Origin of the sequence: Atlanticothrix silvestris CENA357, assembly GCF_016056295.1 — a bacterium.
In the GTDB taxonomy this organism is placed as follows: Bacteria; Cyanobacteriota; Cyanobacteriia; order Cyanobacteriales; family Nostocaceae; genus Atlanticothrix; species Atlanticothrix silvestris.
Map to the genome: position 1 here is coordinate 1 of NZ_JAECZB010000004.1, position 14,931 is coordinate 14,931.

The 14,931-nt window shown below is 35.8% G+C and carries 18 protein-coding genes; 12 read left to right on the plus strand and 6 right to left on the minus strand.

Going from position 1 to position 14,931, the window contains the following annotated elements; genetic code table 11:
* Nucleotides 1-115: 115 nt before the first annotated feature.
* The 7 genes from I8751_RS03075 (at nucleotide 116) to I8751_RS03105 (ending at nucleotide 5,648) form a co-directional block, all read left to right on the plus strand.
* Nucleotides 116-346 carry a hypothetical protein gene (locus I8751_RS03075; RefSeq protein WP_214437695.1) on the plus strand — a complete coding sequence of 77 codons (231 nt, stop codon included), beginning with the start codon at nucleotides 116-118 and terminating at the stop codon, nucleotides 344-346.
* 156 nt (nucleotides 347-502) lie between these two features.
* Nucleotides 503-733, plus strand: coding sequence for a hypothetical protein (locus I8751_RS03080; RefSeq protein ID WP_214437696.1), 231 nt, complete (start codon nucleotides 503-505; stop codon nucleotides 731-733).
* Between the two features lie 296 nt (nucleotides 734-1,029).
* On the plus strand, nucleotides 1,030-1,239 hold the full coding sequence (locus I8751_RS03085) for a hypothetical protein (protein WP_214437697.1): 210 nt from the start codon (nucleotides 1,030-1,032) through the stop codon (nucleotides 1,237-1,239).
* Between the two features lie 176 nt (nucleotides 1,240-1,415).
* Entirely contained in the window at nucleotides 1,416-2,597 is a 1,182-nt protein-coding gene (locus I8751_RS03090) for a phosphotransferase family protein (RefSeq protein ID WP_214437698.1), read from the plus strand.
* Between the two features lie 309 nt (nucleotides 2,598-2,906).
* Nucleotides 2,907-4,010: a T3SS effector HopA1 family protein gene (locus I8751_RS03095; RefSeq protein ID WP_214437699.1), complete on the plus strand. Its 1,104-nt coding sequence runs from the start codon at nucleotides 2,907-2,909 to the stop codon at nucleotides 4,008-4,010.
* A gap of 131 nt (nucleotides 4,011-4,141) precedes the next feature.
* Nucleotides 4,142-4,438 carry a HetP family heterocyst commitment protein gene (locus I8751_RS03100; RefSeq protein WP_225893923.1) on the plus strand — a complete coding sequence of 99 codons (297 nt, stop codon included), beginning with the start codon at nucleotides 4,142-4,144 and terminating at the stop codon, nucleotides 4,436-4,438.
* Between the two features lie 406 nt (nucleotides 4,439-4,844).
* Nucleotides 4,845-5,648, plus strand: a complete 804-nt coding sequence (locus tag I8751_RS03105) for a prohibitin family protein (RefSeq protein WP_214437700.1) — start codon at nucleotides 4,845-4,847, stop codon at nucleotides 5,646-5,648.
* 52 nt (nucleotides 5,649-5,700) lie between these two features.
* Here I8751_RS03105 and I8751_RS03110 read toward each other — a convergent pair whose 3' ends face one another.
* Nucleotides 5,701-6,129, minus strand: coding sequence for a hypothetical protein (locus I8751_RS03110; protein WP_214437701.1), 429 nt, complete (start codon nucleotides 6,127-6,129; stop codon nucleotides 5,701-5,703).
* Between the two features lie 293 nt (nucleotides 6,130-6,422).
* A complete protein-coding gene (locus tag I8751_RS03115; protein WP_214437702.1) occupies nucleotides 6,423-7,208 on the minus strand; it encodes a phosphatase PAP2 family protein in 786 nt (261 codons plus the stop codon).
* 323 nt (nucleotides 7,209-7,531) lie between these two features.
* On the opposite strand from I8751_RS03115, the gene I8751_RS03120 reads away from it, so the two are divergent.
* Nucleotides 7,532-8,323: a sulfite exporter TauE/SafE family protein gene (locus tag I8751_RS03120; protein ID WP_214437703.1), complete on the plus strand. Its 792-nt coding sequence runs from the start codon at nucleotides 7,532-7,534 to the stop codon at nucleotides 8,321-8,323.
* A gap of 19 nt (nucleotides 8,324-8,342) precedes the next feature.
* Here the strand turns inward: I8751_RS03120 and I8751_RS03125 are convergent, their stop codons facing one another.
* Entirely contained in the window at nucleotides 8,343-9,017 is a 675-nt protein-coding gene (locus I8751_RS03125) for a cadmium resistance transporter (RefSeq protein WP_214437704.1), read from the minus strand.
* A 355-nt stretch (nucleotides 9,018-9,372) separates the two neighbouring features.
* Nucleotides 9,373-10,017, minus strand: coding sequence for a cadmium resistance transporter (locus I8751_RS03130; protein ID WP_214437705.1), 645 nt, complete (start codon nucleotides 10,015-10,017; stop codon nucleotides 9,373-9,375).
* A 52-nt stretch (nucleotides 10,018-10,069) separates the two neighbouring features.
* On the opposite strand from I8751_RS03130, the gene I8751_RS03135 reads away from it, so the two are divergent.
* Nucleotides 10,070-10,741: a cadmium resistance transporter gene (locus I8751_RS03135; RefSeq protein ID WP_214437706.1), complete on the plus strand. Its 672-nt coding sequence runs from the start codon at nucleotides 10,070-10,072 to the stop codon at nucleotides 10,739-10,741.
* Nucleotides 10,742-10,752: 11 nt separating this feature from the next.
* Here the strand turns inward: I8751_RS03135 and I8751_RS03140 are convergent, their stop codons facing one another.
* Nucleotides 10,753-11,688 (minus strand): LysR substrate-binding domain-containing protein, encoded by a 936-nt coding sequence (locus I8751_RS03140; protein ID WP_214437707.1) that lies wholly within the window; start codon nucleotides 11,686-11,688, stop codon nucleotides 10,753-10,755.
* Between the two features lie 338 nt (nucleotides 11,689-12,026).
* On the opposite strand from I8751_RS03140, the gene I8751_RS03145 reads away from it, so the two are divergent.
* From I8751_RS03145 to I8751_RS03155, 3 genes are all read left to right on the plus strand, one after another.
* Nucleotides 12,027-12,779: a cadmium resistance transporter gene (locus I8751_RS03145; RefSeq protein ID WP_214437708.1), complete on the plus strand. Its 753-nt coding sequence runs from the start codon at nucleotides 12,027-12,029 to the stop codon at nucleotides 12,777-12,779.
* Nucleotides 12,780-12,893: 114 nt separating this feature from the next.
* Nucleotides 12,894-13,511, plus strand: coding sequence for a hypothetical protein (locus I8751_RS03150; protein ID WP_225893924.1), 618 nt, complete (start codon nucleotides 12,894-12,896; stop codon nucleotides 13,509-13,511).
* Between the two features lie 305 nt (nucleotides 13,512-13,816).
* Nucleotides 13,817-14,242 (plus strand): YidH family protein, encoded by a 426-nt coding sequence (locus tag I8751_RS03155; RefSeq protein ID WP_214437710.1) that lies wholly within the window; start codon nucleotides 13,817-13,819, stop codon nucleotides 14,240-14,242.
* Between the two features lie 29 nt (nucleotides 14,243-14,271).
* On the opposite strand, the gene I8751_RS03160 is transcribed toward I8751_RS03155, so the two are convergent.
* Nucleotides 14,272-14,739 (minus strand): RrF2 family transcriptional regulator, encoded by a 468-nt coding sequence (locus I8751_RS03160; RefSeq protein WP_214437711.1) that lies wholly within the window; start codon nucleotides 14,737-14,739, stop codon nucleotides 14,272-14,274.
* Between the last annotated feature and the right edge of the window lie 192 nt (nucleotides 14,740-14,931).

Here is a 14,931-nt window from a genome sequence, read left to right on the forward strand (position 1 = left end):
AAAATAATCTTTGTGATTAACATGATGTTTCTAGATTATTAATAAATCCTGAGAGTCAGCCAGATTAAAAAATCAACCATTTCTTTGACTGCAACGAGAATTTTAGGAGTAAATTATGGCAACTATCGCTCTTTCTGAACTCCATGCTGTTGGTTCACAACTATTTCAAGATTCTGAAAGTTTCCTCAATGAAATGAGTGATGTAGATTCCATCGTTGGTGGTTACGATGGCTACGTCAGCGATATGTCTGGATTGACAAAGCTAGCTGAAGCTTGGGTCTATACTTATGGCATTGGCCATATTGGTTATTTAGCTAAGTCATTCAGCGGTCACTACGGATACTAAATAGCTTTGTAGTTCTCTACAAAGGCTAGATTGGCTCTCTAGGGAGTAAAAGTAATCTTTGTGAGCAACATAAAGTTACTCAATTACTAATAAATCTTGAGAGCCAGCCAAACTAAACAATCAACATTTTCTTTCTTTACAGCGAGAATTTTAATTATGGCAACTATCACTCTTTCTCAACTACACGCTGCTGGCTCTGAACTATTCCAAGATTCCGAAAGTTTCCTCAATGAAATGAGTGATGTCGATTCCATCGTTGGTGGTTATGATAGCTACGTCAGCGACATGTCGGGATTGACAAAACTGGCTGAAGCTTGGGTCTATACTTATGCTATTGGCCATATTAGCTATTTAGCTAAATCATTCAGCGATAGCTACTATGGATAGATACCAAATAGCTTTGTAGTTTCCTACAAAAGTTAGTTACTCTCCAGGGATTAAAAGTATTCTTTGTGGCCGACATAAAGTTTATTCATTACTAATAATCCCTTGAGAGTTAATCAGATTAAATCATCTATTTATGCACAACCAGTTATAAAAAGGGGGAAATTGTCTGGATTTCATAATGTCTGTGCTTCCCCTTATTGGTTGTTAACTGTTAAAAAAATCTGAAAAATACCTTAATGAGTTTAAAGAATTAAACTGCATTTCGGTGAAAAGCTACAAAGGCTGAATGTAAATAAATGGCAAAGATCATAATTTCTGAATTGCATCCTGTTGATTCAGAAATATTCCTGACCGACCTGAACGATGATTCTAAATATATATATGGTGGTGAAAACTACGCTATTGACCAAAGTTACTACGTGGCTGCGAAGCTTTTTGAAGCTGTAATATCGGCATTTGCTATTTACAGTATTACGTGGATTGTAATGTCCTTTAATGCTGAATAGTACGAGCTTTTTTTGTGATATCTGCTTCAAAGTAGCCTAATACAATGTCTAACAAAAAGATTGTTTTAGTTGTTTTTGGACATGATTATGGTGTATTAATAGTTGATTAAATCACGAAAGAAACTTTAAAATTGACGAAAAATTTGAGTTATTAATTTTTAAATTGGTCTAAACCTATGCCACCATTTGTATTGAGTTCTCAAAATGTTTTTGACTATCTCATTTCTCAAGGTCTGTGTATTCTAGAAGAGAAGTCATTGAGCCATATTGATCTCAAACCAGCTAAAAATTTTAATTTATTACTTAGCTTGCCAAGCGATCGCAAGCTTTTAGTGAAACAAGAGCGTTATAACCGAGAAGGTAAAACTGTCGGTGAATTTTTGCAAGAATGGCGAGTTCACGAGTTTTTACACAATTTTTCAGAACTGAGCCAAATTTACCCATGTTTTTCGGAAGCGGTGCATTTTAACGCTGAACATTCAATAATTGTTTTCAATTATCTCAACGACTATCGCGATTTGTCAGAGTTTTATACTAAGGAAAATTATTTTCCCCGCGAGATTGCAGCGACTGTGGGAGCTACTCTGGCATCAATTCATCGTCTCACTTTTGATAATCAAGACTATCAGGAGTTCTTCAACAGCACCGAGGACACAGTTAGCCAACAAACTCCTAACCTGGCTCGTGATTTAGATAGAATCACTCCAGCAGTGTTTGGTATGGTTCCTAGCCACGGTCTGAAATTCTTTACTCTTTATCAACGTTATGACAGCCTCGGAAAAGCGATCGCAGATTTAAGTACCGCTTTCACTCCTTGTTGTCTAACCCATAATGACCTGAAGCTAAACAATATTCTTTTATCCTTAAATTGGGAAGAAGCACTTTTGCAAAATAGATTAGGGACAGACAGCATCATTCGATTGATTGACTGGGAACGCTGTGCATGGGGAGATCCGGCTAACGATTTAGGAACATTGATTGCTAGCTATCTGCAAATCTGGCTGCACAGTTTGGTTACTAGCAATACGATCGCGATCGAAGAGTCTTTACGCCTAGCTACGATACCTCTGCATCTACTTCAGCCTTCAATTACAGCACTGGCTATTGCTTATTTGGCTAATTTCCCGGAAATCATCGAGCGTCGTCCTGATTTCTTGCAGCGAGTGATGCAATTTTGCGGTTTAGCTTTGATTAAAGCTATTCAAGCACAACTCCAGCATGAAAAAACCTTTGGTAATGCAGGTATCTGTATGTTACAAGTTGCCAAGAGTTTGTTGTGTCGTCCTGAAGCATCAATTCCGACAATTTTTGGTATGGAAGCATCAACCCTGGCTAATACAAATCTATCTCTCGCTTAAAAGCGTCTCAGGGAGTGGAAACTAGGAAAGAAAAATTTTCATCTTGCATTGTGAACGATAGTTCACGGGTGTCTCTTGCAAAAGTAGTTTTTACACTCTTTTAAGGAAAGAGGCTGAGGGGAAAATTATTTATTTATATCATTTCCGACTAATTAGTGATAGATAATTCCTGCATCTATGCAAAAGGAAAATCCCCTTTTTCTCTGCTCCCTGACCCCTGCGGTCTTAACCATAAGTCTTTCACCGAACACGATATTACTTCCCTCTCCTCATCTTTGCACCACTCTCAACTCACAGGCAAGTACATATATGCAATTATTAAATTCACTGGCAAGCCAACTGCAAGACGTTCCACAATCATTGCAGACATCATTAGAAAATATTGTTCATCAGGTTCAGATCGAATCTCACTATTGTATTAAACACCCAGATTACAAACCCTTGGAGGTGCCAGAGTCAGCAGCTTCTCGGTTTCGACAATTACCCTTAGATCTTCAGAATAAGTTTTTGGGTCTACAATTGCGTAGTTTTCTTTATGGTGTTTATTACAATGGGGCTTTGAAACCTAACCTTACATCCAATGCAGAAGTAACGAATTTAGCATTGAACCAAAATCTAGAAAATAACACCTTGTTAGGTGTAGATTTAGCATTTTACGATCGCCTACATCAAAACAACAGAAGTGAAGGCTATTTGAGCCACGATTGGTTAGTGGTCAGAGAAGAAACAGATGATACTCTGGCTGTACAAAGAAATGGTTTGACATTGCACATTGACCGTGCCCACCATTTGCAACCACAAGACCGATCTGTGGCTATAGGCAATTTAGTAGCAATCAAAATGCCTAAAAATATAGTGCAAAACGGATTTTATATGGCAGTGGGAAATTTAGGTGTTTCTCAAGGTGATCAGAGTCTTGTACGTGTCTATTTCAACTTAAGTCCTGAAGGTGCAGTTGCAATTATGGACTGTTTAACAGTCCAACTCAATGCCTTAGACATTCCTTTTTCATTTAAAGTACTATACAACCCTACAGATTATGTACGTTATGACTCAGGAGTGCTTTATTTTGACAAAAGCAACTACGAAGCTGTTCACGGAGTATTAGAAAGGTTGTATGCAGAATACGAATTCCATTTTTCTGAATCAGTGCCTTTGTTTACTAAGTTAATAGCACCAGGGTTAGCGATCGCCGAAGAACCAAACCGCAAATTTGGCGACCAAGAAAGTTTTGGTGCTAATCGTTGTCAAGTAATTGCTAATGCTTTACTTGATGCTTGGCTAGAAGGAAATGATACGCCAGCAGGTCGAATAACATCAATTTTACAGCATTTTTCACTACACGAAATTGAATTGCAACGTCCTTATCTGAATGCCAACTCAGAGGATATCTATACTCCCATACAAATATAAACAATATTGGGGAAAAGGTTAAAGGGTAAAGGATGAAGAAACAAACACCTTTCCCTTTACCCTGCTGTATAAAGACACAAATATTTACTGAAACTTAATAATCAAGTTTAAAGCCACATATTAGAGGTAGTATGATGACTGAAGATTTTTCCCAACCTAATCAAACATCAAACATTATAATCAGTTATGAAGAATGGCAGCAGATTCTCAAAGCGATTATTGCCAGAAAATATTCTTGGGCTTGTGTTTTAATTCTTTATTGTCTTGGCTATAATCCTATGAAATACATACCCTATCGTACTTATATTCGATTAATAAAAAATAATTGTACATTGGGCAGCAGCATAAACAATAATAATGAAACTACTAGCATAAACTTAAATAATTTTAATATGGAAATAAAAGAAAATGAAATAAATAACAACTAAAAATATATCTAATCGATCTTAATTACCTTGACCTTAATCAATAAAAACTACGATTTTCAAGTCAGACTTGTTGAAATAGTTATTTTGATTAAATTCATCCCCCGACTAAAGCACGGGGGATTTTGCTTTTCTCCAAGAGAAACTGGCGTTAACAAGTTATGGAGCCGAGCCGTCAAGAGTTTGCTGCCTCATAGCAGTTATAGATTTTTTCGCCGGTAATATTTCTATACAATTGGGTTTCGTTTTGCTAGCTTTCACCTTTCACTGTTAGCAGCTTGTTTTGCAGATAAAACTGTGACATACTTGTATACAATATTTATTAACTAGCTTATTCCTACCAAATTAGTGTATTTTAAAATAAAAGGATAATTTTGTACAAGCCGACTAAATATTATCTTGTAAAATTATGAAGCAAATTAGGCTTACTAATGGTGCAGGTAAATTAACTGCATTTTTATTCTTAATAACAATTTTATTGACACCTTTTGTGATCATTAATGCTGGCGAACGCGGCGTAGTAATGCAGTTTGGTAGAGTAGAAGAAACAATTCTAAACGAGGGAATACACATTGTAATTCCGATCGTCAACACAGTTAAAAAAATTAATGTAAGAGTTCAAAAACAAGAAATATCTACTGAAGCTTCTTCTAAAGATTTACAAGAAGTTTTTATAGATGTAGCATTAAATTGGCATATTATACCCGAAGATAGTAATGTAGTTTTTCAAAATATTGGTGAAGAACAAGACGTAATTGATAAAATTATTAATCCCGCAGTAGAAGAAGTCTTAAAAGCAGTTATGGCTAGGTATACAGCAGAAGAAATAGTGACCAAACGAGGAGATGTAAAATCTGGAATTGATAATATATTGATGACAAGATTGAATAACTATCATATTACAGTTGATGATATTTCACTCGTTAATGTTAATTTTTCCAATAAGTTCAATGAAGCAGTAGAGGCAAAACAAATTGCAGAGCAAGATGCAAAGCGAGCAGATTTTATCGCACTAAAAGCAGCAAAACAAGCAGAAGCTAAAGTTAATTTAGCTAAAGGAGAAGCAGAAATAAATAGATTACTACGTGAAAGTTTGACTAATGAAATACTAGAAAGACAAGCAATAGAAAAATGGGATGGTAAATTACCTTTAATTATGACTAAAGACACTCCTAAACTTTTAAATATGAATGAAATTTTAAAATTACATTAAATTAATTTAACAAAATATATCCAACTTATTGAATAAAATGGGAATTTGTTTGTTAAACACCCGATAAGAAATTAGGAGTATCAATAATTTTAAATTGGATTAATACTAAAATCAAAAAGGTATACACAGTTGAAGAAACTAAGCCTGTTAATAATTCTTTTTTTAAGTTACGCTCTTGGGATTGTTTTTGTAAAACATCGATTGCACCTGCTTGCATCAACAAAATACCAACAATATTAGATAGCCAGTAACCGATGATGACACAAGGCATAAATAATTTAGGAGCAAAAAGGCTACAAATATAGCCGAAAAAATAAGCAATTGGTAAATTGAACACCAAGTCATTCCACCAGCATAATGGCGATAATAAATATCCAATGACTAAGAAAAATCCACCTCTAAGTTTCTGTAATAATGTTTTGGGTAAATTATCCGAAGTCTGGGATAACAAATCTTGATCACTCTTTTTGATCTCATTCATGTTTGTACATTAATCCTATCAATTAACCGTAGTTTAAAATAAAAAAGCAAAAAAGTCCAGAGCCAAACATAAATTCAATTTTATACTTAAGTAATAATACTTAACTTAACGTGAGTTCGACAAGTCTTATTTGACCTCTCCCCCAACTCTCCGTGTCGGAGAGGGGAGCAAAAAGCCCAATTTTCCGTTACTCCTCTCTTTCCGTTTCGGAGAGGAAGGGAGTGAGTGAGAGGTTCATCGAACTCACATTAATTTAGCTGTATTAATAAAAACTTGAATTTAATTCAAAAACTTTATTCGTTATTAAGTAACTGCTGTTCTTCGGGAAGTAACTTCGTTTCACTTACTGGCTTTTCACTGGTGATATTTGTCGATTGTGATAATGGTCGAATAATTAAACTCACGCCAATTGCCCAAGCGATCGCTACCATCCAACCTGCAATAATATCACTAGGAAAATGTACTCCTAAATATAGTCGTGTCCAGCTAATGGCCAATATAAACACGCTACCAAAAATCACTGTCAACCAGCACCAAACACTACCCCAAGTTAAAATTACCAAAATAGCAATCAACGTCATGCTCGTCATGGCGTGACCACTAGGAAATGAATAATCAAACTCTGGTGCAACTGAGTTCCAGAGGTCGGGGCGTACTCTGTGCCAAAATTCCTTAGCTGTGCGGTTGATAATTGCACTACCAGCAGCAGTAATAAGTAAATAGGTGAGCGATCGCCAGCGACGTTGCAGTAGTAAAATAAGTGCGATCGCGCTCAGAATGGGTAATACAATCCAAAAAGAACCAAATTTTGTCAATATCGCGGCGAATACATCCAACTGCGGCTGTGCTATCGAGTGAATCGTTACCAGAACCGGTAAATCCCAAGGAAAACCACCTTCGTTGTACCTCACCTCTAACGCCAGCAGTCCAAAAATTTGCAGTGGTAAATATATCCCCACAAACAACAGCAACAAAGAGCGCCAATGGGTAATTAACAATCTTTGCACAAACCTGATGGGCAATCGCGGCTTTTGCGGTAATGTTTGATTTTCGTCGTTGACTTTTTCTAACTCTGCCATATCAAATACGGTATTAAGCTGTAGTTAATGTAGTTCTTTGAAATACTATTATCTAGTCTAATACTGGACTGCAAATCTTTGCTAAAAGTCAATTTTTTATAAAATTGGCTAATTTTCTAGTATAGAAAAATATAAGTAAGTTGTATATCTTTTACAAAAACGTAGACTTTTATTATTTTTAATTTTAAAATACGGTAAGTCGATCAAGTTTTAGTAATTTATGGAATTTTCCCAGCAGTCATTAAAAACTTGCCCTTACAACCAGTCTTTCAGTTTCAGCTAAACAAAGCCACATTCGCAAAACCCCACTCAAGGACAGGAGTATGGATTTTTTATTGTTGCCTCTCTTCAGCTTTCTAGTTGGTATTGTTGTTGGTCTGACAGGAATTGGTGGTGCTTCTCTTATCACTCCGATGTTGATTTTTGTTTTTCAAGTACCACCTGCGGTAGCAATAAGTTCTGATGTTGTTGCAGCGACGTTAATGAAAGTCGTTGGTAGCATTAAACACTGGCAGCAACAAACCCTTGATGTGGAAGTAGTGAAATGGTTGGCGTGGGGAAGTGTTCCTGGTTCTTTGTTGGGAGTAGGGATACTGCACTTGATTAAATTCAAAGCCGAATATAACCTGAACAATATCATGCTGCATTTGCTGGGTGTGACGATTTTGTTAGTCACAGTTTTGGCGTTGTTGCAAATGGTGTTGTTGACCTTTTTTTCACAGTTACAATTACCTGAACTCCCGAAATTTGACTTAACCACTCAACTAGGGCGCTTGCAGACGATAAGTGTAGGAGCATTTTTAGGCTGCGTTGTGGGTCTAACAAGTGTTGCTTCTGGTTCAATGTTTGCTTTGACTTTGATTGCATTTTTCCACTTGGATGCACGAAAATTAGTTGGTACAGATATTTCCCAAGCCGCAATTCTGTTACTATTTACTGCTCTTGGACACCTCACCTTAGGAACAGTAGATTGGAGTTTAGTATTACCGATATGGCTTGGCTCAGTACCAGGAGTATTACTAGGAGCAAAAATCTGTCAAGTTGCTCCACAAAAACCATTGCGGTTTATGATTTACTTTATATTGATGGTGGTGAGCTTAAAGTTAGTTTATTAGACAAAAAGCGCCTACTTGTTTAATTAGAAAACATGGCTATAGTAGGTAACAGTCGATACGTTTCACTTTTCATCAAAATAGAAAATCCCAAAAAGATTAAGACGAAGGGAAAGACTTTACGGCCATAGCGAGCTAGAACAGGAGCCATGAGAGGATTACGAGTCAAGTTATAAGAAAGAAAACACCATAATCCAACTGTTAAATAGCAAACACCTAAAATTACGCCCAGACTGAGAAGATTACTACTAGCAAACAATGGTACATAAATCCCAATGTTGTTTCCGCCATTAGCAATAGTAACAGCAGAGACACGGTAAGTTTGAGGGTCGCGCAGAGTTGCTAATAGAGATTTTTTGTGGCGATGCAATTTGGTATGAGAGTTGAAATCAGCTGACACAGCTTGCACTGCTTCTGCTTCATTTTCTCGATTTAGAAGATGACTAATACCAATAGCAACTGGTAGAAAACCCAGTAATCCAATCCAGGTGTGTGGAATAATTAGACCACCAAAAAAACCAGGGAGACTAGCAAACACTAGCACCGTGAATCCCAGAAATTCACCGAGAATAATATGCTGAGGACGAAAGGTTCGATTGACTTTACCGAAGAAAGCCGTTAAATACAAGTTGTCATCAAAGGTGGTTGCAATAGCAGCAGAAATCCCGATAATTATAGTACCAACTAACCAACTCATATTTGTTGCTCGCAAGGATTTAATTCTGTTCTACCTAGTACCTTTCTACTTTTGAAAGTGAAGGTGTGTTAGGAGATTGCTTGGGTGTTTATGCCTAGTATCAACAGACAAATGATTTTGGTAAACTTTAGAGGCGATCGCTATCAAATGAACTGATGATTTTTTGTGATTGTTTTTTATCAGATACTTGGGTTTGTCTGAAATCAATATTATTTCTTTCTGCTTGATAAGAGCAAATATTCTTTCTTTTTGAAACGATAAAAAAAAGTAATTAAATAACCTAGCTACTTTTGTAACTGTCAAAGATATAAATCCCAATAATCAAAATATTACAAATAGAGAATATCTATTTTCTCTAAAAAAATAGGGCAAATGTACCCCTTTCATACATGAGATACAAACCCAAGCCAATCAATACAAAAGGTACAGCATGTTTCCCATAGCGAGTTAAAATAGAGGCGATCGCAGCTTGGTGAGATAATAGGTAAGCAGCAGCATACCAAGCCCCTTTCATCACAATAAAAACTATAATAATTATTAGCAAATTTATAAAATTATTTCCAGCAAACAATGGAATATAAATGCTAATATTATCGCCGCCGTTGGCAAATGTAACTGCTGCGACTTTATAAGTTTGAGGGCTGAAAATACTTAAAATAAAATTTAATAATGGATTAGTAGATGTTTTTATATTAGTATTAACAATCTGAACTTCTGGATTTTCTGCCTCTTGACTAAGTAATTGCTTTATTCCAATTATTATTGGCAAAATTCCCAATAATCCTATCCACGCTCTAGGGATGACTAAACTCCCAAAGAAACCCGGTAAACTGGCAATAATGATGGCGAAAAAACCCAGATACTGACCAACAAAAATATGTCGGCGGCGAAATTGATTATTTAACTGTGAAAAAAATAACATTAATATAATAATGTCATCAATATTGGTGGCAGTAAAAGCAATAATTCCCTCTGTAATGGTTGTGATAATGTTATTCATATAGGATGATCAAAAATAATGATTAACTACAAACAAATCAAGATATATTGAAATGAGTGAGTTAGTTACTACATTTTTAGTGGGAATCTCAGCCTTTGTTGCCACTAATATTGATGATATCGTTATTTTATTACTCCTGTTTTCTAAACTAAATTCTAAGTTCAGGTGTCGGCATATTATTGCTGGTCAATATTTAGGCTTTACAGTGTTAATTATTGCTAGCCTTCCTGGATTATTTGGTGGGTTAATCATACCACCCAACTGGATTGGACTGCTGGGATTAATCCCAATAGCCATAGGAATCAGTAGTTTGATTAATCGAGAAGAAGTTGAAACTCAAGAGGCTGTAGTAACAACAGCAGAATATCACAATATAAACACTACAAGTCTTTTGAATGCACAGACTTACAGCGTTGCAGCTATTACTATCGCTAATGGAAGTGATAATATTAGTGTTTATGTGCCATTATTTGCGAGTAACGATTTAGGAAATTTTATAATTATTATTGGAATATTTTTTGTATTAATAGCACTTTGGTGTTACTTGGCTTACAAGTTTACTTATCAAGCAAAAGTTGCAGATATTTTAATTAAAAATGGCAGTTATATTTTTCCTGTTGTCTTAGTAATAGTAGGGGGAACAATTATTTTAAAAACTGAAGCACTAAGCTTGATAAAACTAGCAGCTAGTTGTGTATGTTTAGTAATTTTAGTAAAGAATTAATATTTTAAAAATTAAGCAACTTGCATCTTCTCTTGTAAGAGGAGAGCTTCAAAAGCGATCATTACCTGTGTATGAAAACGTTGACGATGTTTTAGTTTCCAAACAGGCTGAATAATTTCTAATTTTTTCGTAGATTGTTTTTGCGGATCGATAATTTGCACAGCGTGTAATGTTCCTAATTGTAATTCTTTTTTTACCATAAATTCTGGAATTGCAGCTGCGCCAACACCACTTTCTACAACTGCTTTCACCATTTCGCTAGTGTTAAGATTAAGTACAACATTGAGATTGCTCGGTTCAATTCCCCAACTTTGTAAAGCTTGGTCAAACATCTGCTGTGCGCCAGAACCAGGTTCACGCATCACCCAACTTGTACTTAATAATTCATCTAGATAAATTTCGTTACGCTGGAACCAAGGGTGAGATTTGCTTACAACAATTTGCAAGCGATCGCTTCCTATTTCTTCTTTTTCTAAAGATTGCTGCAATGATGGTTTAATCTCCCCTGTCACTAAACCCAAATCGTACATACCCACAGCAGTCCCTTCACAAATTTCTTCAGCATTTCCTAACTTACAGTTAATAAAAATACCAGGATATAACTGTTTAAATTGACTAATTTTTTCAGGAAGCCAATAGTTACCAACCGTCAGACTTGCACCTAACTTTAACTCTCCCCGTTGCAGATTATTTAATTCCTTCAAGCCACGTTCTGTTAACTTGACATGATCTAGAATTTTCTGCGCTTCACCCTGCAATAATTTTCCCGCATCTGTGATTTCAATATGACGACCTATGCGATGAAATAACCTGACACCATATTCTGTCTCTAAAGTTTGAATAGCAGCACTGACTGCTGGTTGAGTAATATAAAGTGCTTCCGCTGCACGGGTAAAGTGCAATACTTCCGCCACGGCTAAAAAAATTCGTAACTGTTCCAGGGTCATTTGGAATATCTACACGTTTTTATTTTGAACAACTGGAAAAAATTATACGGTAAATGCATCGAAAAACTGTAGATAAATGTAAAATGTTCTTAATTAACGTGATTACAGTCATATCTGCATAACCATAAATTCAGTCTATGGATTTAACAAAAAAGACTGTTTGCTCTTATTGATGGGGAGCCATAGAGTAAAACTATGCCTTTGACACTGGCTTTTGAGTCAAGTAAATCATCGGTTAGAAATTAAATCTGAATTATGAATTTTCAACACTCAAAACCTCCATGTCTACCAGTACGGATGGCTGAGATTCACTACCATCAAGGAGATACGACGCACACATGAGTGGATTACTGACTGCTATTCCTACAGGATTGACTGCTTTCGCTGCCACAAATCTTGATGATATTGTCGTTCTATCGCTGTTTTTTTCACAAATAAATACTTGTTTTCGCCGTCGTCACATTATTATTGGTCAATATCTGGGTTTTAGTGCGTTAGTAGTTGTAAGCTTACCTAGCTTTTTTGGTAAGTTTATCTTGCCAGAATCCTGGATTGGTTTACTTGGTATTGTTCCCATCATCATCGGTATCAATAGATTACTAAATCTAGAGACCGATAATGAAAAAAATTCAACTACTTCCAAACCTTCTCAAGCTTGGTGGGACAACTTTCTTTCACCCCAAACCTACAGCGTAGCAGCAGTTACAATCGCCAACGGAGGTGACAACATTAGTATCTATATGCCAATGTTCGCCACCCACGCATGGGATAGTTTACTTGTAATTTTGACAGTATTTTTCGTTATGGTGGGAGTATGGTGTTATACAGCTTATTGCTTAACTCAGGTAAGTGCGATCGCTTCTGCAATTACTCGCTACGGTACTTCCCTGGTTCCCTTTATTTTAATAGGATTAGGTGTTTCCATTTTAATAGAAAGTCATACCTTAGAAACTCCTGTCTTAGTTGTCATCACCTGTATAAGCCTTGGAGTTTACCTGTTAATTTTAGGCAAAAATAATTGGCAAGAAATTTACGGATTTTCTTTGGAATCACCTGAAATTGAAGTTTTGTCTGGAGGTAAGCAAAAATGAATTGCTATGGTACCAAACTGCGTCAATAGAGAGATGATAATTGTTAATTCAATACCTTAATTTAGGTAGCTAATATCTGTAAAAAATCTGTATTCTTAGGAGAAACACATGAAGATGTTCAAAAATACACTTGTTAAAATTACCCTTGTTTGCATCTTTTTAGTAGCAAACATGATGATTGCTCAACCATCCTGGGCAGGAAAAAAATATACTGCTGATCCAGACTATATAGAAATCACCAAGACACTAGAATCTGTTTTACAAGACAAACAAACCCAAGGCTACACACCAGAAATAGAACAAAAAATTTCTAATTTGAAATTCCAGAAATACATTTTAGAAAATAGTGAAGATCCTGTTGGTATTTGTCGCAATGAAACAGATAAAACTCTGCTCGTCTATGGTCAAAAACCGAAAAAATCTACCTCAACTTATGATAATGAATTGTATTTGCTACCCAATGGTGTAGAAACTGATGATGAGTGGGACTGTCAAGGTGTTTATATCCCTGGACAAGCTGCTACAGAAGGACAAGAAGCTATACCAGCTAAAGCTTTTAAGATTGTTCATGGAACTCGGTTAGTTGCTACATCCAACCCCGATACTAAAGAAGTTGAATTTAATCTCCCACCTGCAAAAGTTATTCAATCTGGTGAAGCAAACTGGTTGATTCCTGAGAATTTGCAAGCCGCACTCGATGCAGGAATCACTACTGCGAAAATTGATGATTAAGTAACTAGTACTGATTGAAGAGCAAGAATTGTCAGCCAAAAATTAAGAGTCAGTATTATTCTGGCTCTTTTATTTACAATTAATTTCTATTATCAATTTATATTATTATGAATTTAAAAAAAACTGATTAATTAATATTAAGTGAGTGTAAAGCTAAAATTAAAATAATTTATTATTATTTTTAAGTTAATAGTTATAATTTAATAATTATTGAAAATAATAGGAAAAACTTTATTTAATTTATTAAAATAAATAGCAGCTAAATAATAAAAAACTCTTAATAATTACTGGGACGCGTAAATTTTATGACAATAGAAGCAAACAAATTAGAAGTGAAAAAATTAGAAACAAAAAAGTACAGATCAGATCGAGTTCGGGATCATTTGGCTAATGAACGTACTTATTTAGCATGGATGCGGAGTGGTATTGCGCTTATGGGTTTTGGTGTTTTGATTGTGAGGTTGCGGATTATCCGGCCTCCATTAGCACCACAACCTCCTGGTAATGGCTGGAAATTGGGTTTAGCATTTGCTTTGGTAGGGGTATTAACAGTATTACTTTCAACTCAACATTATTTTGCTGTTCGCCGAGACATTGACGAGGATACCTATCAACCGCCAGACCGTTGGATACTTTTGGCGAGTTTAGCTGTGGTTCTACTGGGTGGAGGAGTACTATACTATGTGTTCACAGTTCCTCTAGATTATTTGAATAGTTTTATATTGGAGTAACGAAGTATAGTGAAAGTATTCTGATGTTGCTAAATATAATACATCTGACCCTTCTGTAAACGTGCTTCTCGCTGGTCACATAAGTCTTGGATGGTATATTGGTTTAAAATAGCTTGTGAAGCCATATCTGCTTCCTGCCAAATATCCCGCAGCAAGTTTTTTTCCAAAGTAACTTCAAAAAGAGATTCTTTTTCTTTCTGTTCACCATCCAACATTACTACAACCTCCAACAACGTTAATTGACGAGGTTCACGCACTAGAACAAAACCACCCTTAGAGCCACGTTGGCTCTGCACCACACCCGCCCGCCGCAGACTCGAAAGAATTTGCTCCAAATAACGCTCTGGTATAGGGTGCTTAGCAGAAATATCACTCATAGTAACAGGGGTTTTGCGAACATAATGCTTCGCTAGTTCTAAGAGGGCCAATAGTGCATATTCCACTTTGGCAGATAGCTCTAAGAGGCTATAGTTTTGTGTTTTTAAGTTTTCACTCATTATACTACTGTTAATTGATAAACTTAATGTATTTTAGGCGAAACACTTGCTAAAAATGATGTTTATGGAGATATAGATTATTAAATTTCATGAAAATCTTATAAATCTATCGAATAACCGGAGTTATAACCAAGTTACATCCACTGAGCAAGTGAAAAATCACTTCATCTAGGAAACTCAGAGTGAAAACAC